The organism is Aurantimicrobium sp. INA4 (assembly GCF_027924525.1).
GTDB lineage: Bacteria > Actinomycetota > Actinomycetes > Actinomycetales > Microbacteriaceae > Aurantimicrobium.
The window spans coordinates 280,986-299,875 of record NZ_AP027040.1 but is presented as its reverse complement, the minus strand read 5'-3'; the positions used below and the strand labels follow the sequence as shown (position 1 = coordinate 299,875).

Annotated in this window: 20 protein-coding genes and 1 tRNA gene; 7 read left to right on the top strand and 14 right to left on the bottom strand. The window is 55.7% G+C overall.

Annotated features, from left to right (window positions below):
• Positions 1–4 precede the first annotated feature (4 nt).
• From AINA4_RS01570 to AINA4_RS01560, 3 genes are all read right to left on the bottom strand, one after another.
• Positions 5–502 carry an HNH endonuclease gene (locus AINA4_RS01570; protein WP_281787221.1) on the bottom strand — a complete coding sequence of 166 codons (498 nt, stop codon included), beginning with the start codon at positions 500–502 and terminating at the stop codon, positions 5–7.
• 274 nt (positions 503–776) lie between these two features.
• Positions 777–1,574: a C40 family peptidase gene (locus tag AINA4_RS01565; RefSeq protein WP_281787220.1), complete on the bottom strand. Its 798-nt coding sequence runs from the start codon at positions 1,572–1,574 to the stop codon at positions 777–779.
• A 245-nt stretch (positions 1,575–1,819) separates the two neighbouring features.
• A complete protein-coding gene (locus tag AINA4_RS01560) occupies positions 1,820–2,518 on the bottom strand; it encodes a metal-dependent transcriptional regulator (protein WP_281787219.1) in 699 nt (232 codons plus the stop codon).
• Between the two features lie 66 nt (positions 2,519–2,584).
• Here AINA4_RS01560 and serC point away from each other — a divergent pair, with 66 nt between their 5' ends.
• A complete protein-coding gene (gene serC, locus AINA4_RS01555; protein WP_281787218.1) occupies positions 2,585–3,697 on the top strand; it encodes a phosphoserine transaminase in 1,113 nt (370 codons plus the stop codon).
• Positions 3,698–3,703: 6 nt separating this feature from the next.
• Here serC and AINA4_RS01550 read toward each other — a convergent pair whose 3' ends face one another.
• Together AINA4_RS01550 and AINA4_RS01545 are read right to left on the bottom strand one after the other, a co-directional pair.
• Entirely contained in the window at positions 3,704–4,339 is a 636-nt protein-coding gene (locus AINA4_RS01550; RefSeq protein WP_281787217.1) for a DUF3027 domain-containing protein, read from the bottom strand.
• Entirely contained in the window at positions 4,332–4,712 is a 381-nt protein-coding gene (locus AINA4_RS01545) for a cold shock domain-containing protein (RefSeq protein WP_281787216.1), read from the bottom strand. The genes AINA4_RS01550 and AINA4_RS01545 overlap by 8 nt, the downstream gene beginning before the upstream one ends.
• A gap of 70 nt (positions 4,713–4,782) precedes the next feature.
• On the opposite strand from AINA4_RS01545, the gene AINA4_RS01540 reads away from it, so the two are divergent.
• The 6 genes from AINA4_RS01540 (at position 4,783) to AINA4_RS01515 (ending at position 11,254) form a co-directional block, all read left to right on the top strand.
• Entirely contained in the window at positions 4,783–5,046 is a 264-nt protein-coding gene (locus AINA4_RS01540; RefSeq protein ID WP_096382153.1) for a hypothetical protein, read from the top strand.
• A gap of 12 nt (positions 5,047–5,058) precedes the next feature.
• Positions 5,059–6,786: a helicase-associated domain-containing protein gene (locus AINA4_RS01535; protein ID WP_281787215.1), complete on the top strand. Its 1,728-nt coding sequence runs from the start codon at positions 5,059–5,061 to the stop codon at positions 6,784–6,786.
• A 41-nt stretch (positions 6,787–6,827) separates the two neighbouring features.
• A complete protein-coding gene (locus tag AINA4_RS01530; RefSeq protein WP_281787214.1) occupies positions 6,828–8,462 on the top strand; it encodes a DNA repair helicase XPB in 1,635 nt (544 codons plus the stop codon).
• Positions 8,463–8,575: 113 nt separating this feature from the next.
• The gene (locus AINA4_RS01525; protein ID WP_096382161.1) at positions 8,576–9,268 is read left to right on the top strand and encodes a response regulator transcription factor; all 693 of its coding nucleotides are present in this window, start codon (positions 8,576–8,578) and stop codon (positions 9,266–9,268) included.
• A 96-nt stretch (positions 9,269–9,364) separates the two neighbouring features.
• Positions 9,365–10,816, top strand: coding sequence for a HAMP domain-containing sensor histidine kinase (locus tag AINA4_RS01520; protein ID WP_281787213.1), 1,452 nt, complete (start codon positions 9,365–9,367; stop codon positions 10,814–10,816).
• A 147-nt stretch (positions 10,817–10,963) separates the two neighbouring features.
• A complete protein-coding gene (locus AINA4_RS01515) occupies positions 10,964–11,254 on the top strand; it encodes a WXG100 family type VII secretion target (RefSeq protein WP_280799254.1) in 291 nt (96 codons plus the stop codon).
• A gap of 63 nt (positions 11,255–11,317) precedes the next feature.
• On the opposite strand, the gene groL is transcribed toward AINA4_RS01515, so the two are convergent.
• The 9 genes from groL to cysS all read right to left on the bottom strand — a co-directional run bounded on the left by groL (position 11,318) and on the right by cysS (position 18,876).
• Entirely contained in the window at positions 11,318–12,937 is a 1,620-nt protein-coding gene (gene groL, locus AINA4_RS01510; protein ID WP_096382168.1) for a chaperonin GroEL, read from the bottom strand.
• 180 nt (positions 12,938–13,117) lie between these two features.
• A complete protein-coding gene (locus AINA4_RS01505; protein WP_281787212.1) occupies positions 13,118–14,155 on the bottom strand; it encodes a DUF3048 domain-containing protein in 1,038 nt (345 codons plus the stop codon).
• Between the two features lie 68 nt (positions 14,156–14,223).
• Positions 14,224–14,427: a cold-shock protein gene (locus tag AINA4_RS01500; RefSeq protein WP_096382174.1), complete on the bottom strand. Its 204-nt coding sequence runs from the start codon at positions 14,425–14,427 to the stop codon at positions 14,224–14,226.
• Positions 14,428–14,555: 128 nt separating this feature from the next.
• Positions 14,556–15,104, bottom strand: a complete 549-nt coding sequence (locus AINA4_RS01495) for a LytR C-terminal domain-containing protein (protein ID WP_281787211.1) — start codon at positions 15,102–15,104, stop codon at positions 14,556–14,558.
• Between the two features lie 12 nt (positions 15,105–15,116).
• Positions 15,117–15,374, bottom strand: coding sequence for a DUF3263 domain-containing protein (locus AINA4_RS01490; protein WP_281787210.1), 258 nt, complete (start codon positions 15,372–15,374; stop codon positions 15,117–15,119).
• A 1-nt stretch (position 15,375) separates the two neighbouring features.
• Positions 15,376–15,448 (bottom strand) — tRNA-Thr (locus tag AINA4_RS01485).
• 37 nt (positions 15,449–15,485) lie between these two features.
• On the bottom strand, positions 15,486–16,397 hold the full coding sequence (locus AINA4_RS01480; RefSeq protein ID WP_281787209.1) for a thioredoxin domain-containing protein: 912 nt from the start codon (positions 16,395–16,397) through the stop codon (positions 15,486–15,488).
• 87 nt (positions 16,398–16,484) lie between these two features.
• Positions 16,485–17,480 carry a 23S rRNA (guanosine(2251)-2'-O)-methyltransferase RlmB gene (rlmB, locus tag AINA4_RS01475; RefSeq protein ID WP_281787208.1) on the bottom strand — a complete coding sequence of 332 codons (996 nt, stop codon included), beginning with the start codon at positions 17,478–17,480 and terminating at the stop codon, positions 16,485–16,487.
• Positions 17,470–18,876, bottom strand: a complete 1,407-nt coding sequence (gene cysS, locus AINA4_RS01470; RefSeq protein ID WP_281787207.1) for a cysteine--tRNA ligase — start codon at positions 18,874–18,876, stop codon at positions 17,470–17,472. Before cysS ends, rlmB begins: the two co-directional genes overlap by 11 nt.
• Positions 18,877–18,890 lie beyond the last annotated feature (14 nt).

The window sequence follows — 18,890 nt, the reverse complement described above, 5'->3', positions numbered from 1 at the left end:
CCAGCTAGGCAGCTGAGGCGAGGTAGTCATCCCATGCGGTATCGCGGTGTTCAAGCCCCATGGCAAACCAGCTTGGTCCAGCCGGCATCCGAGGGGTAATGCGCAAACGCCACCCCATCTCTTGGGGGGTGCGATCAGACTTGATGTTGTTGCATTTGAAACAGCACGCCACGAGGTTTTCCCACGACTCTGCCCCACCGCGTGATTTGGGAATCACGTGGTCGATGGTGTTAGCGCTCTTGCCGCAGTAGGCGCAGTGATGTCCGTCACGCCGCAGTACTCCGCGCCTGGTCAGAGGAACCCTGCGGGAATAGGGAACACGAACATAGCGAGAAAGAACAATGACGGAAGGACGATCGAAGCGTGCCGTGATGGCTTCGACGGGATGCTCGCTGTCGGCACGCAGGACGGTCGCTTTCTGACTCATGACCAGCATGAGCGCTCGACGGAAAGACACGATAGCAAGAGGTTCATATCCCGCGTTGAGTACCAGTGTTCGCATGTGGGGCCTTTTCGAGTTGGGGCCTGCATGGCGTGCAGGCTACTTGCCGAATGGTCGCATCAACCGTGGTTGGTCAAGAAACACAAAAGGGCACCGTCAATACAGACAATGCCCTAGCGAAGACGCGCTCGTATGAGCCCGCCTATTCGGTCGTGTAGTTTCATGTAACCCTCCGCGATTTCTCACGATGCTTGAGAGTTAGAGTATTCCTCTTCCAGAACACAGGCCAGTGCCACGCCGAAATGTTATTCAGCGTTCACGAAACGTTCTGGAGTTAGATACCTATGCGGATGATTCGGTAATCAGAGGTCCAGATCTTGCGCAGTTGCACAGTTCCACCAGGAACGGGTGCATCGAGAATCATTCCGGGGCCACCCCACAGACCAACGTGGCCAGGCATCCAGACAATGTCGCCAGGCTGGGCGTCCGCTTCAGAAATGGGGGTTCCCATTGCTGCCTGAGACTGCGAGTTGTGGGGAAGAGAAACACCGAAGGTTCCATAGACGTACATCGTGAAACCAGAACAGTCGAATCCAGCTGGAGAGCTTCCGGCATAAACGTATGGAGTTCCGATGTACTTCAAACCTTCAGCAAAGATGCCAGCCAGGCTGAAGTTTGGGTTTGGCGGATTAGCCATCACTGAGGCATAGGAGGAGCCACCAGAAACATTCGTTGCCGCACGTGATGCTGCTGTGATGGCGTAGCCATCACGGCCAGCAGTAATTGACGCAGCTTCTGCCGAAACTTCAGCATCTTGCCCACTGCTGCGCTGGTACACCGTCGAGGCAGAGTTTTGGAGCAGTTCCTGATCACGAGTTTCAGGGTTGAACGCATAGGCAGGAATAGCAATTGTTGCGACTATTCCAGCAGCAACAGTCATGACGCCCGCACGGAATAATCCAGAACTCGAGAAAGAACGGCGCTCGCGAGACTCACGAGGGTCTTTGTTTGTTACAGCTTGAGATGCAACTGCCATGGCAGAGCTGGCAGATTCCTTGACGGACGTAAATGCGCTGCGAGCGCTTTTCTTAAAGCTTTTTTTATTTGCGAGCTTGCGTGCTCGACGCGACATGATTTTGTCGTTACCTAATTCGGCCAAAGTTGGAACCTCCGGCGCCCCAACAAGCTAGGTCTCTTACCCCGTCACGATGCGAAATTCGCGTCATTGTTCATACCGAGAGACGGGGGTTGGGACGTCTCGTTATGAATCTTCCGCACCTTAACTGTGGTGTGAAAGCTTCCCCAGACTACGCGAGGACGACCTCAAAGTCACATCAGCGACACGTCAAAGTCACAGATTGGTAACGCAGTGAATTACTACAGGCTGTGTTCGACGAAAACGTGAACCGCAACATCTAGGGGTAAATCGAGTGAACCCGTGTAACCCTCAGCCCGGACACGGACCCGATCACCGTCACGAGTGAAGAAGATTGTGGAGCCAGGAATCAACCCTGCCTCAGCAAACTCGTGAAGCAACTCAGGGTTGATTTGTGCAGGTTCACCCAAGCGTCGAACGACACCGGTGCTTTCTTCTCCCGAGGCTTGCAGCAGATCCAAGAGATTAGCTACGCCATCGAGGAAGCCTTCAGCAGGAGTGAGACCTAACTCATCCAAACCTGGGATGGGGTTGCCGTAGGGAGATTGGGTTGGGTTGCCCAGCATCTCCAGAATGCGGCGCTCCACCTTGTCGCTCATCACGTGTTCCCAGCGGCAGGCTTCGTCGTGAACGTATTCCCACTCCAGGCCAATAATGTCGCTGAGCAAACGTTCCGCAAGGCGGTGCTTGCGCATCACATGCACAGCCTTTGAGCGCCCCTCATCGGTGAGCTCAAGATGACGATCATCAGAGACGAGCACTAAACCGTCACGCTCCATGCGTGCCACGGTCTGAGACACAGTGGGGCCAGAATGGCCCACGCGCTCAGAGATGCGCGCACGCATGGGAACAATGTTCTCTTCCTCGAGTTCGAGGATGGTGCGCAGATACATCTCGGTGGTGTCGATCAGATCCGTCATAGTCACTACTTTACCGAGCACGCTCCGCCGGAAAAATCGCCTTCGGCCAAACCCTAGAATTATGTAATGGCAGAGATCACCATCCCCAGCGAACTTCTTCCCGTTGACGGCCGTTTCGGCTGCGGACCATCCAAGGTTCGCCCTGAGCAGGTGGCAGCTCTTGCTGGCCGTGGTGCAGAGCTTCTGGGTACCAGCCACCGCCAAGCACCCATCAAGAACATGGTTGGTCGCGTTCGCTCGGGACTGTCTGAGCTGTTCAATCTGCCCGACGGCTATGAAGTTTTGCTCGGTAACGGTGGTTCCACCGCGTTCTGGGATGCTGCTGCGTTTTCTCTCATCGAAAAGCAGAGCCAAAACATGGTTTGTGGAGAGTTTGGTGGCAAGTTCGCGGCAGCAGCTAAAGCTCCGTGGCTAACCGCCCCACAGGTGATTGAAGCACCAGCTGGCTCACGTGCTGAACCACAGGCCTCAGCAGGAATAGATGTCTACGCCTGGGCACACAATGAAACCTCAACCGGTGTGGTGTCTCCGGTGACTCGCGTTCACGGCGATGCGGACGCCCTCACCGTGGTGGACGCCACCAGCGCAGCCGGCGGCATCAAGATTGATGCAGCCGAAACAGATGTCTACTACTTTGCTCCGCAGAAAAACTTTGCTTCTGATGGCGGCCTCTGGTTTGCCCTGTTCTCCCCCGCCGCCATTGAACGGGTTGAGCGCATTGCTGCTAGTGACCGTTACATCCCTGAGTTCTTGAGCCTGAAGAACGCTATCGATAACTCCCGCCTCGAGCAGACCCTCAATACTCCTGCGGTGGCAACCTTGGTGTTGCTCGAAGAGCAAATCGACTGGATGAATGCTTCCGGTGGTTTGGACTGGGCAGATGCGCGCACCAAAGAATCTTCAAACCTGCTCTACAACTGGGCTGACCGCGTTGACTACGCGACCCCATTTGTTTCGAACCCTGAGCACCGTTCTCAAGTTGTTGTCACGATTGACTTCACCAATGACGTTGACGCTGCTGCTGTCGCCAAGATTCTTCGCGCTAACGGAATTGTTGACACCGAGCCTTATCGCAAGCTTGGCCGCAACCAATTGCGTGTGGCAACGTTCACAGCAATTGAACCTAGCGATGTCGCGGCGTTGATTAGCTCCATCGAATACGTCGTCGAGCGTCTCTAGAGTGAGCTAGTCCTCGTGCTCAGCGTTCGCGCTGTCATCGAGGTCATCAATATCGACTCCGTCGATATCTCCACCGTGGGTGGGAGCTGAGACGAGGTCTTCCTCGTCATCATCCTCATCGTCTTCGTCATCTTCGTCGAGGTCGTCCTCATCGAGGTCGTCATCGTCCTCGTCAAGATCGTCATCCTCGTCATCCTCACCGTGATCACTGTCGTTGAGATCTTCCAGTTCGTCATCGAGGACAGTGCCATCAAGCGCACCCTCGGCCAGATCGAGCAGCCCTTCAGGGAGCTCCTCATCCAGTTCAATACCTGCAGCAGCAGCCTGCTTCTGTGCTTCCAAGAATTCAGCAAGGCGCACAGACCATGGAATCCACTCGGGGGCAACAAGTGCACCCTCGGCAGGCAAAAGCTCTGCTTCCATCACCGTGGGGTCTTCACCTTCGAGTGTGGCCAGGCTCACATTCCAACGCCAGTTGGGATAGCCATCAAGCTTGCAGGCGTATTGCAGCGTGGCAATGCCATCGTGGTCGATGGTTTCCACCTCAAGTTCGCCAATGCTTTCTGGGGTGGTAATTTCATGCAGCGCGGCAAGAGCCAGGGTTTGGTGCAGCGCGGTGAGTTGAGGGAAAGCTTTAGACATCAAAGTCATCTGCTACGCGGCGCAGCAGCGCAGCAATCTTGGCGCTGTGGGCCTTGTCTGGGTAGTTTCCACGCTTGAGGTTGTTGCCAATACCGTCCAGCAGCTTGACCAAATCTTCCACAATGATCGCCATGTCGTCAGCTGGTTTACGGTCCAGCTTCTCGCGACCTGCGGGTGCATCGAGTACACGAACGGACAGTGCTTGTGCACCGCGCTTGCCCTCTGCAATACCAAACTCGAGGCGGGTTCCGGGACGAACCTTCACACCTTCGGGCAGGGCGGAGACGTGCAGGAATACTTCCTGACCGTCGTCTGTTGAGATAAAGCCGAAGCCTTTTTCCTCGTCGTAAAACTTCACTTTGCCGGTTGGCATGGTTTCCTCCTGCGTTTGGTGCAAGCTCCAGTTTACTCAGGAGTAACAAGTGGCACCTATCCTTAGAAGTATGGCTACAGAAGACACCTACGAAGCAACTCGTTTAGAACGCATCCTCGGCACCATGGTTGTGTCCATCGTCGCCGTCTCCGTATTGGCATTCCTCGCCATCATCACTGCAGGAATCACCCAACTTGATTTGACCAGCCCAGTCGGCGAATTCATCCTCGTTTTGCCTGGCATTGGTCTGCCCATTGCGTTCTTACTGTTGATGACCTTGATTATTGTGAACATCATTCGTCGCCGTCGCGACGCCTCTAAGAGTTCACGCTAAGCCGCGCACTCAGTGTCTTCTTCTCTCACTCTCTCCAAAAGCCTGCGTGCGTTGGATGATCAGCAGCTTCAGCAATTACTGAGCTGGCGACTCAGTTCTGTTTCTGGGCTCAAGGACTACTTCGACGTTGCTGACGCGCTGCTGGGCGACGAGTCGCTGCAGCGCGCTTTGCAACGCATCCCGGTGACGTTGTTGCAGGAACTTCGTGAGATCTCTCACAGTCCTCGCCCTGCTTCAGCAGAGCTGTCTGCAGTGTTGAAGTCAGAACTTCTTGGTGATGAAGAAACGATGGTGTATCCCGAGGTTGCTCAGGCTGTGAACAACCTTCCAGAGTTCCCCACAACCCCTGTTCCTCCCTCCCCCACACAACAACTCGAGCCCGTCAAAGCTGCAGCAGCTATTGAGCAGGCTCTGGCTATTACGTCCTCGCTGGAAGATGTGATTGCCAGCTTGGAATCTCACCCCGTCAAGCAACTTGCCCGTGGTGGCCTCAGCGCACAGGATCAACAACGCCTGTCTTCGCTGCTTCCTCCGCAGGTGAGCAACCCTCTGTCTCTTCTCGCGCTGAGCAACAAGGCAGGACTCGTTGCCGTCGTCTCAAACTGGTGGATACCCGGTCAGGCAGTGGAAACATGGCAACAAACACCTTTGGCTGGCAAATGGGTCAGTATGGCATCAGGTTGGTCTCGATCTTTATCGCCTCAACTGCGTGAAGCACTTCACGCCAACGGTGACTGGGGACGCCCCCTCGCAGACTGGGTTACAGCAACCTATCCGTTGGGTCACCAGTGGCTCGAAAGCGAGATGCAGGCGGCAGTGGAACATGCTCAGCTGCTGGGTCTTGAGGTGCAGGGCATCGTCACCGAGATTGGCCGTGCTGTGGTCACCGGTGACCTCATTGATGCCGAGCAAGCTGTCTCGGCGCTCATTCCTCCCTATGCCACACATGTCTTCGTGCAGCATGACTTCACGGTGATTGCTCCTAGTCCCCTGACTCCTGAAGATGAGCAGTTCATGAGGCAACTCTGTGTTGTGGAGTCGCGCGGCATTGCCAGCACCTACCGCATCACTTCTCACGGAGTGAATGCTCTGCTTTCTCAGGGCATCAGCGCTGCAGAGATAGTCAAGCGTCTCAGCGCCCTCGCCGCGACAGACATTCCCCAAGCTGTGAGCTACTTCATCACCGACCTCGGTGAGCGTTTTGGATCCATCACCGTTAGCCAAGGTGTATCTGGCGCGGTCGTCACCGCAATCGACCCGTTGGTGCTGCGCACCATCGCAGCCGATCGCGCACTGACTGCTCTGTCCTTGCGCCGAGCTTATGAGAACACCTTGGTGTGTACGCACTCTACTGAGGTGGTGCTCAATGCTTTGCTGGAAGCAAAGTATTCGGCACAACTGGTCGACAAGGCCGGAAACATTGTTTCTTCACGACCTGTGCGCACACCACCTGAGATTCTGCCCGACGCACCCTCTGCCACCACTGTTTTGATTGAGCGTCTGCGTGGAAGCCGCGAAGCTGGCACCACCGATGATGCCACCTGGATTGCGCGTCAGCTTGATCTTGCTGTGCGCAACAAGAGCATTCTGATTGTGAGCGTCAGCATGCCCGATGGCGAACGTGAGTTCACCATCGAGCCCAAAGGCTTCTCCAATGGACGCCTGCGCTGTCTGGATCGAACCACCGAGGTGGAGAGAACACTTCCTGCAAGCCACATCACCTCTGTTCGCATGGCCTAGGGCGGTCAACTTGCTTGCTCCAACGGGAGTAACGTAGAGAGATGCCCGAAGGACCGCTCATTGTTCAAAGCGACCGTTCCGTTTTACTGGAAGTCGCTCACCCGCAGGCCGCAGATGCCCGCCATGACCTAGCTGTCTTTGCCGAGCTTGAACGTGCTCCCGAGCACATCCACACCTATCGCATTACCCGTTTGGGGCTGTGGAATGCGCGTGCTGCTGGGCACACCGCAGAAGAAATTTTGGGAACTCTCGAGAAGTATTCGAAGTATGCAATCCCGGCCACTGTCTCGATTGATATCGAGGAGACCGTCAATCGTTATGGTCGCCTCACGATAGAACGCGATGCTGAGGGTGTGCTCATTCTTCGTGGCACAGACAATGCTGTGCTGGGTGAAGTATCGCGATCGAAGAAGGTCTCCGACTTGCTGGTGGGTCGCCGCGAGGATGGCAGCTACGAAGTAGCTGCCTGGGCTCGAGGACAACTCAAGCAGGAACTTCTCAAGCTGGGGTGGCCGGCTGAAGATAATGCCGGATACAAGCCCGGTGCTCACCATGACATCGATCTCGCCACAAATGGGTGGGCACTGCGTCACTACCAAGAGAAGGCCGTGTCCAACTTCCTTGAGGGCGGTTCCGGTGTTGTCGTGCTGCCCTGTGGTGCGGGAAAGACCTTGGTTGGTGCCGGCGCGATGGCTGCCACAAAGACAGACACGTTGATTCTGGTCACCAATACTGTTTCAGCTCGCCAGTGGCGGGATGAACTTCTCAAGCGCACCTCACTAACGCCTGATGAAATTGGCGAGTACTCCGGTGCAACCAAAGAGATCAAACCGGTCACCATCGCGACCTATCAAATCCTCACCGCTAAGCGCGGTGGAGAATTTGCGCACCTGGCTCTGCTGGATGCGCTCGACTGGGGTCTAGTGATCTATGACGAGGTTCACCTTCTGCCAGCGCCGGTGTTCAAGCTGACGGCGGAGCTGCAAGCTCGACGCCGTCTGGGCTTGACGGCGACGCTGGTGCGCGAGGACGGCCGTGAATCAGACGTGTTTAGCCTGATTGGTCCCAAACGTTTTGATGCGCCCTGGAAAGAAATTGAGCAAGAAGGTTTCATTTCTCCAGCCGAGTGTAAAGAGATTCGCATTGACCTCGATCCCGAGGAGCGCTTGATCTATGCCGCAGCTAGTGATGCTGAGCGTTACCGCCTGGCCGCAACATCTCCGCGCAAGATTGAGATTGCAAAGAAACTCATTGCTGCCCACCCCGGTGAGCGTGTGCTCGTGATTGGTCAATATCTGGACCAGCTCGCTGAGCTTGGGGATGCCTTGGGGGTTCCCGAGATTACTGGTTCAACTCCGGTTGATGAGCGTGAACGCCTATTCAATGCGTTCCGTGATGGTACTGAGCCTGTCTTGGTGGTCAGCAAGGTGGCGAACTTCTCGGTGGACCTTCCTGAGGCCAGTGTGGCTATTCAGGTTTCAGGTGCTTTTGGCTCACGCCAAGAGGAAGCTCAACGCTTGGGTCGCCTGTTGCGCCCCAAGAAGAGTGGTTTCACCGCGACCTTCTACACCTTGGTTGCCAGAGACACAGTCGATCAGGATTACGCGCTGAACCGTCAACGTTTCTTGGCTGAGCAAGGGTATTCCTACGAAATTATTGACGGTCACACCATCTAATTTCTGGCAATCTCCCGCTTAACCACTGGGAATACGCCTGTCCACAGGTTGCGCACAGATGCCTTCCTAAAAAATCTCAGGTTACGTTCAGGAAACAGTCAGATACTAGAGGCATGGAAAATCCAAAAATCCTCATAGTTGATGACGAACCCAACATTCGCGACCTGCTGACCACCAGCCTTCGCTTCTCCGGGTTCAACGTTCAGGCAGTCGGAAACGGTGCCGCAGCGATTTCTGCAGTGCTTGCAGAAGAACCTGACCTCATCGTCCTCGACGTCATGCTCCCAGACATGAACGGTTTTTCTGTGACCAAGCGTTTGCGCTCCTCCGGATACACCGCACCGATTCTTTTCCTCACCGCCAAGGATGACACCCAAGACAAGATCACAGGTCTGACCGTCGGAGGTGACGACTACGTCACGAAGCCGTTTAGCCTCGACGAGATTGTGGCCCGTATCAAAGCGATTCTGCGTCGCACCATGCAAGCAGATGAAGAAGCACTCATTCGTGCAGGTGAGATCACCATGGATCAGGACACTCACGAAGTCGTTGTCAACGACAGCGTGGTGGAACTGAGCCCCACCGAGTTCAAGCTGCTGCGTTACCTCATGCTCAACCCCAACCGCGTGCTGAGCAAAGCACAAATCCTTGACCACGTGTGGGAATACGACTTCAACGGTGATGCAGGAATTGTGGAGTCTTATGTCTCCTACCTGCGTCGCAAGCTTGATGCCGTCTCCACCGAGCCACTGATTGCCACCAAGCGTGGCTTCGGTTACATGCTCAAGGTTGCCAAAGCTTCCTAACACAGCGCCTCCAACGCCATAAGAAAGGGCGAGACTCCCTCCCAGGGATCTCGCCCTTTCAGCATTTACACACCTCACCTGCTTAGATTGCTAGTGATGCCTTTCAATCTCACAGACACATGGAACGCCATCTCCTTGCGCACCAAGGTGACCGGCGTCACTGTGTTGTTGCTGACGATTGGATTGCTGGTTTCGGGCATCGGAACCATGGCCATGCTCAAGCCCGCCTTGATCGGACAGCTCGATACCCAGCTCAAGGCTGTGGAGCAGGATCTTTCCAGCGTGCTGCAGTTGAGCAAAACTGGCACAACCCAGCAGACAGCTCCCACGGACTACTACTACGCGGTCTATAGCGCCAGCGGAATACTGCTTGAACAAAACTGGTCAGATAAGCCCGCTGCCAGCCGTCCCGACCTCCCCAACGGCATCACTGTTGCTCAGGCGGGAACTCTTGACGGTGCCATCTTCCCCATCAAGTCTGAAAACAATCGCACCCTTTTTCATGCGATTGCCGTGCCCGTCACCTTCGATGATTCCACTGGAACACTCGGCACCGTAGTCGTTGCGCTGTCCACCGCAAGCGTGGACCGGCTGATGACTACCTATCTCTCCATCTTCTTGGGCCTCGGCATTGCCATCGTGATTGTGGGAGCATTGCTGACACGCTTCTTGGTCACCACAACCTTTGCCCCGCTGCGCCAAGTGGAAGAAACAGCTGTGGCGATTGCTGACGGCAACCTGAGTCTTCGTTTGCCTGCCAGTGCTCCCACCAACACCGAGGTGGGGCGACTGAACCGCTCTCTCAACATCATGCTTGCTCGCATTGACCGCGCCTTTGCTGATCGTGCACGCACGATTGATCAAATGCAGCGCTTCGTCGGTGACGCAAGCCATGAGCTACGCACTCCCCTGGTTTCTGTCCGCGGCTATGCCGAGCTTTATCGCATGGGTGCTCTCCAAACACCTGAGGATGTAGCTCAAGCCATGGACCGCATCGAGAAGGAAGCCATTCGCATGGGTGCCCTCGTTGAGGACCTCCTGGAACTAGCACGCATGGATGAGAGCCGTCCCCTCGAAATCAGCACCTTCGACCTCCTCACGGTTGCCCAGGATGCAGCATTGGATGCCGGAGCTTTTGATCCTGAGCGCACCATCACCGTCAGCGGTGACTCGGTCGAAATTCAAGCCGAAGAAAACAAGATTCGCCAGGTTGTCACCAACCTGATGGGTAATGCCTTGCGATTTACCCCAGTGGGCTCACCGCTGGAACTTGTTGTCTCTCACAACGAAGGGGCAAAAAACGCCACCATCTCCATCGTTGATCACGGTGAAGGAATCCCCAAGCAACTGCGCGAGAAAATCTTTGAACGCTTCTATCGTGCCGACAACTCTCGTGCGCGCGAGACAGGCGGTAGCGGTCTGGGTCTAGCCATCGTGGCCTCGATTGTGAAGGCTCATGGCGGAGACATCAAGGTCACCGCAACCAAGGGTGGCGGGGCAACCTTCTCTGTCAGTCTTCCTCTCGTCCACACCCCTACCGAGCTCTAACTCCTCCACAGAAGCAAGACAGGCTCCACGGCTGGATCTTCTCGCGCTCTATCGTCATCACCAGAGCGCATCCGGTCCGCAGCACTCCCCCTCATGCTTAGGGATCGGATGCGCTCTTTCCATCACGAACATCCTGGAGGAGTAGTCATGCCTATGTTTCACGTCGACAGCGATGCTGTCAGTACCGCGAGCGCCCAAGCCCAACAATCCATAGCCCGCATTCAGTCCGAGGTCACAGCTTTGCACGCACAGCTCACCAACCTGCAAAGCTCCTGGAGTGGTTCGGCTGCCACAGCTTTTCAAGCGGTGGTCTCAGAATGGCGATCAACGGCTGCACGGGTCGATGAGAACCTCAGCTCCATCAATCACGCACTTTCCCTCGCCGCGCAGCACTATATGGACATTGAGCTCGCTACTGCGCGAATGTTTCGCGGCTAGCGGGATACATACAAAGAACGCCTCCCCAATCGGCGGGGAGGCGTTCTTTAGTTGGTGTGTGACTTAGAAGTCCATTCCACCGGAGGGGTCACCCATAGGTGGAGCAGCCTTCTCTGGCTTCTCAGCGACTACTGCCTCAGTGGTGAGGAACAGTGCTGCGATAGATGCGGCGTTCTGCAGAGCAGAGCGGGTTACCTTCGCAGGGTCGATGATGCCAGCAGAGAGCAGGTCAACGTACTCGTCGGTTGCGGCGTTGAGGCCCCAGCCGATGTTGAGTGAACGAACCTTGTCGACGACAACGCCGGGCTCGTGTCCTGCGTTGAGAGCAATCTGGCGAAGAGGTGCTTCGATAGCGACGCGAACAATGTTCGCACCGGTTGCTTCGTCACCAGTCAGCGAGAGCTTCTCGAAAGCAGTCTTGCCAGCCTGGATCAGTGCAACACCACCACCGGGGACGATGCCCTCTTCAACAGCAGCCTTCGCGTTGCGGACAGCGTCCTCAATGCGGTGCTTGCGCTCCTTGAGTTCAACCTCAGTAGCAGCACCTGCCTTGATCACTGCAACACCACCGGCGAGCTTAGCCAGGCGCTCCTGGAGCTTCTCGCGGTCGTAGTCGGAGTCAGTGTTGTCAATCTCGGCACGGATCTGAGCTACGCGGCCAGCAATCTGGTCTGCGTCGCCAGCACCCTCAACGATGGTGGTCTCGTCCTTGGTGATAACAACCTTGCGAGCCTTACCCAGCATGTCGAGTTCAACGTTCTCGAGCTTGAGACCGACCTCTTCAGCAATAACCTGACCACCGGTGAGGATAGCGATGTCCTGAAGCATGGCCTTGCGGCGGTCACCGAAGCCTGGAGCCTTGACAGCTACAGACTTGAAGATGCCACGGATCTTGTTGACAACCAGAGTTGCCAGCGCTTCACCGTCAACGTCTTCAGCGATGATGAGCAGCTGCTTACCAGTCTGAATAACTTTGTCCACGATGGGCAGCAGGTCCTTGATGTTAGAAACCTTGCTGTTGACAATCAGGATGTAGGGGTCTTCGAAGACTGCTTCCTGACGCTCTGGGTCAGTGACGAAGTATGCGGAGAGGTAACCCTTGTCGAAGCGCATACCTTCGGTGAGCTCGAGCTCGGTTCCGAAAGCGTTGGACTCCTCAACGGTGACCACACCTTCCTTACCAACCTTGTCGATAGCTTCAGCGATCAGTGCACCGATCTCGGGGTCAGCTGCAGAGATAGAAGCAGTTGCAGCGATCTCTTCCTTGGTCTCAACCTCTTTAGCGTTGTTGATCAGTTCCTCAGATACAGCTGCAACAGCCTTCTCGATACCGCGCTTGAGCGAGATGGGGTCTGCGCCAGCAGCAACGTTGCGAAGACCTTCGCGAACGAGTGCCTGAGCGAGAACGGTTGCGGTGGTGGTTCCGTCACCAGCAACGTCATCGGTCTTCTTGGCAACTTCCTTGACCAGCTCAGCGCCGATCTTTTCGAAGGGGTCGTCCAGTTCGATTTCCTTAGCGATGGACACACCATCGTTAGTAATCGTGGGGGCGCCCCACTTCTTCTCGAGGACGACATTGCGTCCACGTGGGCCAAGGGTGACCTTGACGGTGTCAGCGAGGATGTTCAGACCGCGCTCTAGACCGCGACGTGCCTCTTCATCAAAAGCAATTAGTTTTGCCATGGTTGTTTTTCGTCCCTCCCGGACGTAACGAATACTGCAAAGGATTAGCACTCAGTTCTTTCGAGTGCTAATTCAATATTGGCACTCTCTGCACCAGAGTGCAAGTGTGTACGCTCAGTGCGAAACAGATAACCCCCAGCATGTGCTGGGGGTTATCTGAACAGAACTCTGAGTTCGACTCTAAGGGTTGATGGTCACGCTTCCACCGGGAACGTAGGAATCGTTGGGAACCATTTCGATCCAGGTGTTTCCAGGTGCCAGACGCACGGTCACACCGTTATCTCCCTTGAACACAATCGGCGCAGCAGTTGCAGCTTTACTCCAGGTTCCGTGGACAGCCTTGCCGCCAGAGAGAACCCACATCTCGCCACTATCAACCATGCGGGTGCGGGGAACGCCAACGAATTCGTCCACGTTCACCTTCATGACAACGACGTTGCTGGTGCTCAGCTGAGCTCCGGTGAGGTCAAGGTCGGGACCGCCCCACTGGGTGCGCAGGTATTTGCCCGACGCAGCATCGTAGGTCCACATGTTCTCGGACTGGTTACTAAAGACCAACTGCACAGACGACGCTGGACTTCCATCCAGTACTGCGGTGGAGGTTGCCAACGAGGAAGAGTACGCCCACTGTTGTGCGGGTGGGGCAAGACCTGGGTTCGCGGCAATAACTTCCTGAGCACGCAGCATCAGGTTGTAGGGAGCTACGTTGTAGTCGTTGCGGAACATCGCAGGATCATTCTCGGTGACGTTGACCAAACCGGTGGCCACGGCCAGGTCACGAGTTTCCTGAGCTCCATAACCGGAGTAGGCAATAATTCCGCCGAATGGTGCAGCAATGTCAGCATCCATGGGGCGCAAGGAACGAACAGGGCCAACAACCGCAGGAACGTTTGAGTTCCAAATCGCGACGTAGCGGGTAATGCCACCTTCGACGATTTCTTCAAAGACCACATCGGTCTGGTTTAGACCATCCTGTGGCTCACAGTTGTAGACGTTACAAATCTTCACGGAAAGTGCAGGCCCGACCGTGGTGCCCTCAGGGAGGACAAGCCCGGTCAACGGAGCATAAGCAACGGGAGCTGGTGCTTTATAGGTGGATTTATAGCTGGGTGTGGTTGGGGATGGCGATCCACCTGAACAGGCAACCATACCGAACGCTAGAGCGCTCAGGGCAGCTATACCGACAGCACGAGTGAGAGTACGCGAAGTTTTAGTCACGACCACAGACTAACGCCGCCCACATTTGTGGACGGCGTTAGCTCGGGCGTGCCCGAATATTACGAGACTTAAGCCAGTCGAACCGACTCAGCCTGAGGACCCTTGTTTCCGGTACCAACCTCGAACTCTACCTTTTGACCCTCTTCGAGGACCTTGTAGCCGTCCATGGTGATAGCGGAGTAGTGGACGAAAACGTCCTGCTCGTCGCCATCTACGGTGATGAAACCGTAGCCCTTTTCAGCGTTGAACCACTTAACGGTTCCAGTGGCCATGTGTAACTCCAATTGCAGTATCCCAACCGACACACACAAATCGCTTGTGCCGTTGCTCTCACACTACTGGTGAATTGGGAAGTTTGGTTAGCCTAACCTCACAATTAATGTCGCATTATGGCAACGATTTAGCCAGCGTAGTCAGCACCAATGACCAAAGTGATGGCGGCGGAGCTCTCAATGTACCTATCTGTGAGCTTGATAGTGCCGTATCCCAGCGACTGCGCAACACCTCGTGCAGCACCTTCGAGTGAAGGGTTTCCGTAGTAAATGAATGTCTCTTCAGTGGTTTCACTGGCGTTAGATTTCGCACCAATGGTCCAGCCTTCAGCAGCCAGCTGATCACCAACAGCAGTAGCGACACCGGTTGCACCGGTTGCGTTGAGCACGTTCACCACAGATGCAGGATCTACTGTGGGTGCTGCCGTGGGCTTGGGAGTTGCTGACGGTGCCGTGGTTGGCACAGCAAAGATGCTCTCAAAATCTTTCATGCTGATGCTGTCGCTGGAAACGATCAACGTTCCAACACCACCGACGACAAGAACACCGGTAGCTAGCGCCGCCCAGGCAAACTTAATCCAGCCGGCACCGGGGCGTTTCGGAGCACGGTGAACACCGCGACGATCTGATGTGATCACCAGATCATCAAAAATGTCGTGCTCGTTCTTTTCAGCCATCTCAGTATTCTTTCAGTTCTTACCTGAAGATTCAGGGTTAACGCGCCTTTGGCGTGAACGGTGACGTTCTTGCCTGACGCGTTGGAGCCTATTGACCAACTCGGGGTCATAGGCCAGCGCATCCGCGGAGGCCATTATCGTGCCCAGTACTTGGTAGTAGCGAGCCGGAGACAAACCGAAAGTTTGTCTGATGGCATCCTCTTTGGCGCCGGGGCGTTCCCACCATTCGCGTTCAAAATCGAGAATGGCACGATCACGCTCGTCTAACACGGGCCGACTATGGGACTCGAACCCACAACCCCCGCTTTACAAGAGCGGTGCGCTACCAATTGCGCCAAGTCGGCTTGTGTGAGGTGAAACTCACCTCACGACCCATTAATCCTAACCTGCGGCAGGAGTAGCGGGTGTCGTCGATGCAGAGTCACCGGCAACTTGGGTAATGAAAGCAAGGAATTCCTTGGGGTCCACGATGGATCCGGTGTAGACCTTGCCATTGACCAAGATGGTGGGTGTGCCCACACCGTTAGCACCTGACTGCTTTGCTGCATCAGCCATGGGGCCGTTCAGTGCGTAGTCAGTTGCCTGCTTAGCCCAGGGGATAAATGTCTGGTCGGCAATGCACTTATCAATCTTGGTTTGGTTCTGTGGCTTTTGCTGTGCAATCAGAGCCTTAATCTCGTCGTCATTCCAACCAGGAGTTCCCTCTTGGGGCTGGTTGAGATAGAAAGCCTGGTTGACTGCCCAGAAAGTGTTGGGTGAGTACTCAGCAACACAGGCCGCAGCGGCGGTTGCGCGCATTGAATACTGGGTTCCAGCCGAACGGCTTGCCAACATACCAATGGGGTGAAGTTCGAGAGTTGCTGCACCTGCTTCAACCAAAGTTTGGAGCTGGTCAGCGTTGGCTTGATCAAATGCCTTACATGCTGGGCAGAGGTAGTCCTGGTAAACAACGATGTTCACGGTTGAGGAACCAGGAGTTGGAGTGGTCGCAATAGGGTCTGAGCCGGGAGCACCCGCGTCAGAGAGAATTGCACCCATGCCGGAACCACTCAGCACGATACCGTCGCTGGCCATGTTGGCAGGTCGTGGACCTTCCTTCGGTCCCGAGGTTGCCAACGTCACAATGAAGATGGTGGCGATGGCGATGATGCCCAGACCAATACCGCCCTGCAGGAACAAGCGGCGGCGCTTGTCATTCTTGACCTGCTGTTCGCGAAGTTCTTTAGCTTTTGCCCGAGCAGCTTCACGCTGCTGGTTTCGAGTGGGTCGGTTGCCGTGGGCTCCGGTGCTCATTCTCGTTACTCTCCAAAATGTGAGGGGACACGTGAACAGTCAGTCACACGTGCTGGAACTACCTTAGAGGGGAACTCTGTGAAATTACTAAACGGCTGCTGAACGCAAACGTGCAACTTCATAAAGTGCAACGCTGGCAGCAATACCTGCGTTGAGTGATTCAGTGCTGGCAGAAATGGGAATCGAGACGATGGCGTCACAGTTGTCGGTGACAAGCTTTGACAGCCCCTTACCTTCATTGCCCACCACGATCAACAGGGGGCGATCTGCAAGCTCGAGTCCAGGAAGCATGGTGTCTCCACCGCCGTCCAAGCCGATCACGAAAACGCCCTGGTCTTTGAAGGACTTGATTGTTGCGGTGAGGTTCGCTGCCATGGAAACAGGCAGACGCGCTGCCGCGCCTGCGGAGGTTTTCCAGGCAGCAGCTGTAACACCCACCGAGCGACGCTGAGGCAAGATGATGCCGTTTCCACCGAATGCAGCGGTTGAGCGAATGATTGCTCCAAGGTTGCGTGGATCGGTGATGCCATCGAGTGCCACAAACAACGGCGTCTTGTTTGCGTCAAACGCTGCTTCTAGAAGATCGTGGGGGTGGGCGTAGTCATAGGGCGGCACTTTGATGGCGACGCCCTGGTGGACGGAGTCATACCCACCCATACGATCAAGCTCAGGCTTCATCACTTCCATGATGGGGATGCCGCGCTGGGTGGCAATGGCAAGCATTTCCTTGACGCGGTCATCCATCTCGATACGCGTGGCGATATACATAGCTGTTGCCGGAATCTTGGCACGCAGAGCTTCGAGTACCGAGTTACGACCGGTGACGACCTCAGTATCGTCAGCAGCTTTGCTGCGCTTGGGCGCAGCCTTGCGCTGACCATCCATGGTGTTGCGGTTGAGCTTGCCCATCGCGGCAAGCTTTTCGCGACGGATCTTTGCCTTTCCAGCGGGGTGCCACTCGCGGTCTTCAGCTTTTGGGGTGGGGCCCTTGCCCTCGAGGGCACGACGACCTAAGCCACCGGTACCCTTCGAGGGACCTTTACCTGATTTGCGGACTGCTCCAGCCCGAGGCTTACCTGCCATTGAAACTCCAATGTGCACCACTAGGGGTGTCTTCGATAGTGATTCCTGCTGCAGCTAAACGCTCACGCAGAAGATCTGCGGTTGCAAAATCTTTATTCGCTCTGGCCTCTGCCCGAGCTTCGAGTAGTTCGGTCATCAACAGCTCTAGAGCTGCATCACCCTGGCTTGAGTTTCCTGCCCACTGTTCATCCAATGGGTTCACACCCAACACATCAAGCATCGCCACAACCTGTGCTGCATGAGAAGAGGCAGTGGCACCATCCCCCGCATCCAAGGCTGTGTTGCCGGAACGAACCAGCTCAAACACCACCGCGAGCGCAGCAGGAATGTTGAGGTCATCGTTCATCGCATCGCGGAAGCTGGCAGGAACATCGGCGGAGCCGATCTGTCCTGCCTCACGCTGCGTGCGTGAGAGGAATCCTTCGATGCGGTCGAAGGAAGCTTTTGCTTCCTCGATAGCGCCATCGTGAAGTTCGAGGGTGGAGCGATATTGGGCTGAACCTAAGAGGTAGCGCAAAACAACAGGCTTGGCCTGATCGAGAAGGTCTTTGGCAAAGACGGAGTTCCCTAGAGACTTACTCATCTTTTGACCGCCGACGGAGACCAGGCCGTTGTGAAGCCAGTACTGGGCAAAACCATCACCGGCAGCACTGGACTGCGCGAGCTCGTTTTCGTGGTGCGGGAAGCGCAGGTCGAGTCCACCACCGTGAATATCGAAGCTGCTACCGAGATATTTGGTCGACATAGCAGAGCATTCGATGTGCCAGCCAGGTCGCCCGGGACCCCAGGGGGAAGACCAAGAGGCAGACTCGGGGTCGCCTTCTTTGTGCCCTTTCCACAGCGCAAAGTCTTGTGGTGCCTTCTTGCCACGAGGATCTGCATCTGCGGCAGCTTCCATCTCGGCAGGCTTTTGGTTGGTGAGCTCACCATAGGCTGGCCAACTAGCGGTATCGAAGTACACGTCTCCGGAACCATCTGGTGCTGGGTAGGCGTGGCCACGTTCAATCAAGCGCTCAATGATGGCAATCATCTCGGGGATGCTTGCGGTAGCGCGGGGCTCATAAGTAGGGCGTTGAATACCTAGCAGGTCATAAGCGGCAGTGAACTCTGCCTCCATGCGGTAAGCCAAAGCCCACCATTGCTCCACCCCGGCGGCACGAGCGTTTTCTAAGACTTTGTCGTCAATGTCGGTGACATTGCGCACCAGGGTGACGTTGTATCCCTCGTGGGTGAGCCACCGGCGCAGTTGGTCATACACCAGCGCGCTGCGCAGGTGTCCTACGTGGGGACTGGACTGCACGGTGGGTCCACACACGTACATCCCGACCTCGCCCGCAACACGGGGAGTAAAGTCCCGAAGGCTTTGCTCCTTCGAGTCAAATAAACGCATGCTCACTCTTCAAGCCTATC

Excerpts from the sequence above, each read along its gene's own strand:
- AINA4_RS01570 (WP_281787221.1), bottom strand. The coding sequence starts at position 502 with ATGCGAACACTGGTACTCAACGCGGGATATGAACCTCTTGCTATCGTG.
- AINA4_RS01565 (WP_281787220.1), bottom strand. The coding sequence starts at position 1,574 with ATGTCGCGTCGAGCACGCAAGCTCGCAAATAAAAAAAGCTTTAAGAAA.
- AINA4_RS01560 (WP_281787219.1), bottom strand. The coding sequence starts at position 2,518 with ATGACGGATCTGATCGACACCACCGAGATGTATCTGCGCACCATCCTC.
- serC (WP_281787218.1), top strand. The coding sequence starts at position 2,585 with ATGGCAGAGATCACCATCCCCAGCGAACTTCTTCCCGTTGACGGCCGT.
- AINA4_RS01550 (WP_281787217.1), bottom strand. The coding sequence starts at position 4,339 with ATGTCTAAAGCTTTCCCTCAACTCACCGCGCTGCACCAAACCCTGGCT.
- AINA4_RS01545 (WP_281787216.1), bottom strand. The coding sequence starts at position 4,712 with ATGCCAACCGGCAAAGTGAAGTTTTACGACGAGGAAAAAGGCTTCGGC.
- AINA4_RS01540 (WP_096382153.1), top strand. The coding sequence starts at position 4,783 with ATGGCTACAGAAGACACCTACGAAGCAACTCGTTTAGAACGCATCCTC.
- AINA4_RS01530 (WP_281787214.1), top strand. The coding sequence starts at position 6,828 with ATGCCCGAAGGACCGCTCATTGTTCAAAGCGACCGTTCCGTTTTACTG.
- AINA4_RS01525 (WP_096382161.1), top strand. The coding sequence starts at position 8,576 with ATGGAAAATCCAAAAATCCTCATAGTTGATGACGAACCCAACATTCGC.
- AINA4_RS01520 (WP_281787213.1), top strand. The coding sequence starts at position 9,365 with ATGCCTTTCAATCTCACAGACACATGGAACGCCATCTCCTTGCGCACC.
- AINA4_RS01515 (WP_280799254.1), top strand. The coding sequence starts at position 10,964 with ATGCCTATGTTTCACGTCGACAGCGATGCTGTCAGTACCGCGAGCGCC.
- groL (WP_096382168.1), bottom strand. The coding sequence starts at position 12,937 with ATGGCAAAACTAATTGCTTTTGATGAAGAGGCACGTCGCGGTCTAGAG.
- AINA4_RS01500 (WP_096382174.1), bottom strand. The coding sequence starts at position 14,427 with ATGGCCACTGGAACCGTTAAGTGGTTCAACGCTGAAAAGGGCTACGGT.
- AINA4_RS01495 (WP_281787211.1), bottom strand. The coding sequence starts at position 15,104 with ATGGCTGAAAAGAACGAGCACGACATTTTTGATGATCTGGTGATCACA.
- AINA4_RS01480 (WP_281787209.1), bottom strand. The coding sequence starts at position 16,397 with ATGAGCACCGGAGCCCACGGCAACCGACCCACTCGAAACCAGCAGCGT.
- rlmB (WP_281787208.1), bottom strand. The coding sequence starts at position 17,480 with ATGGCAGGTAAGCCTCGGGCTGGAGCAGTCCGCAAATCAGGTAAAGGT.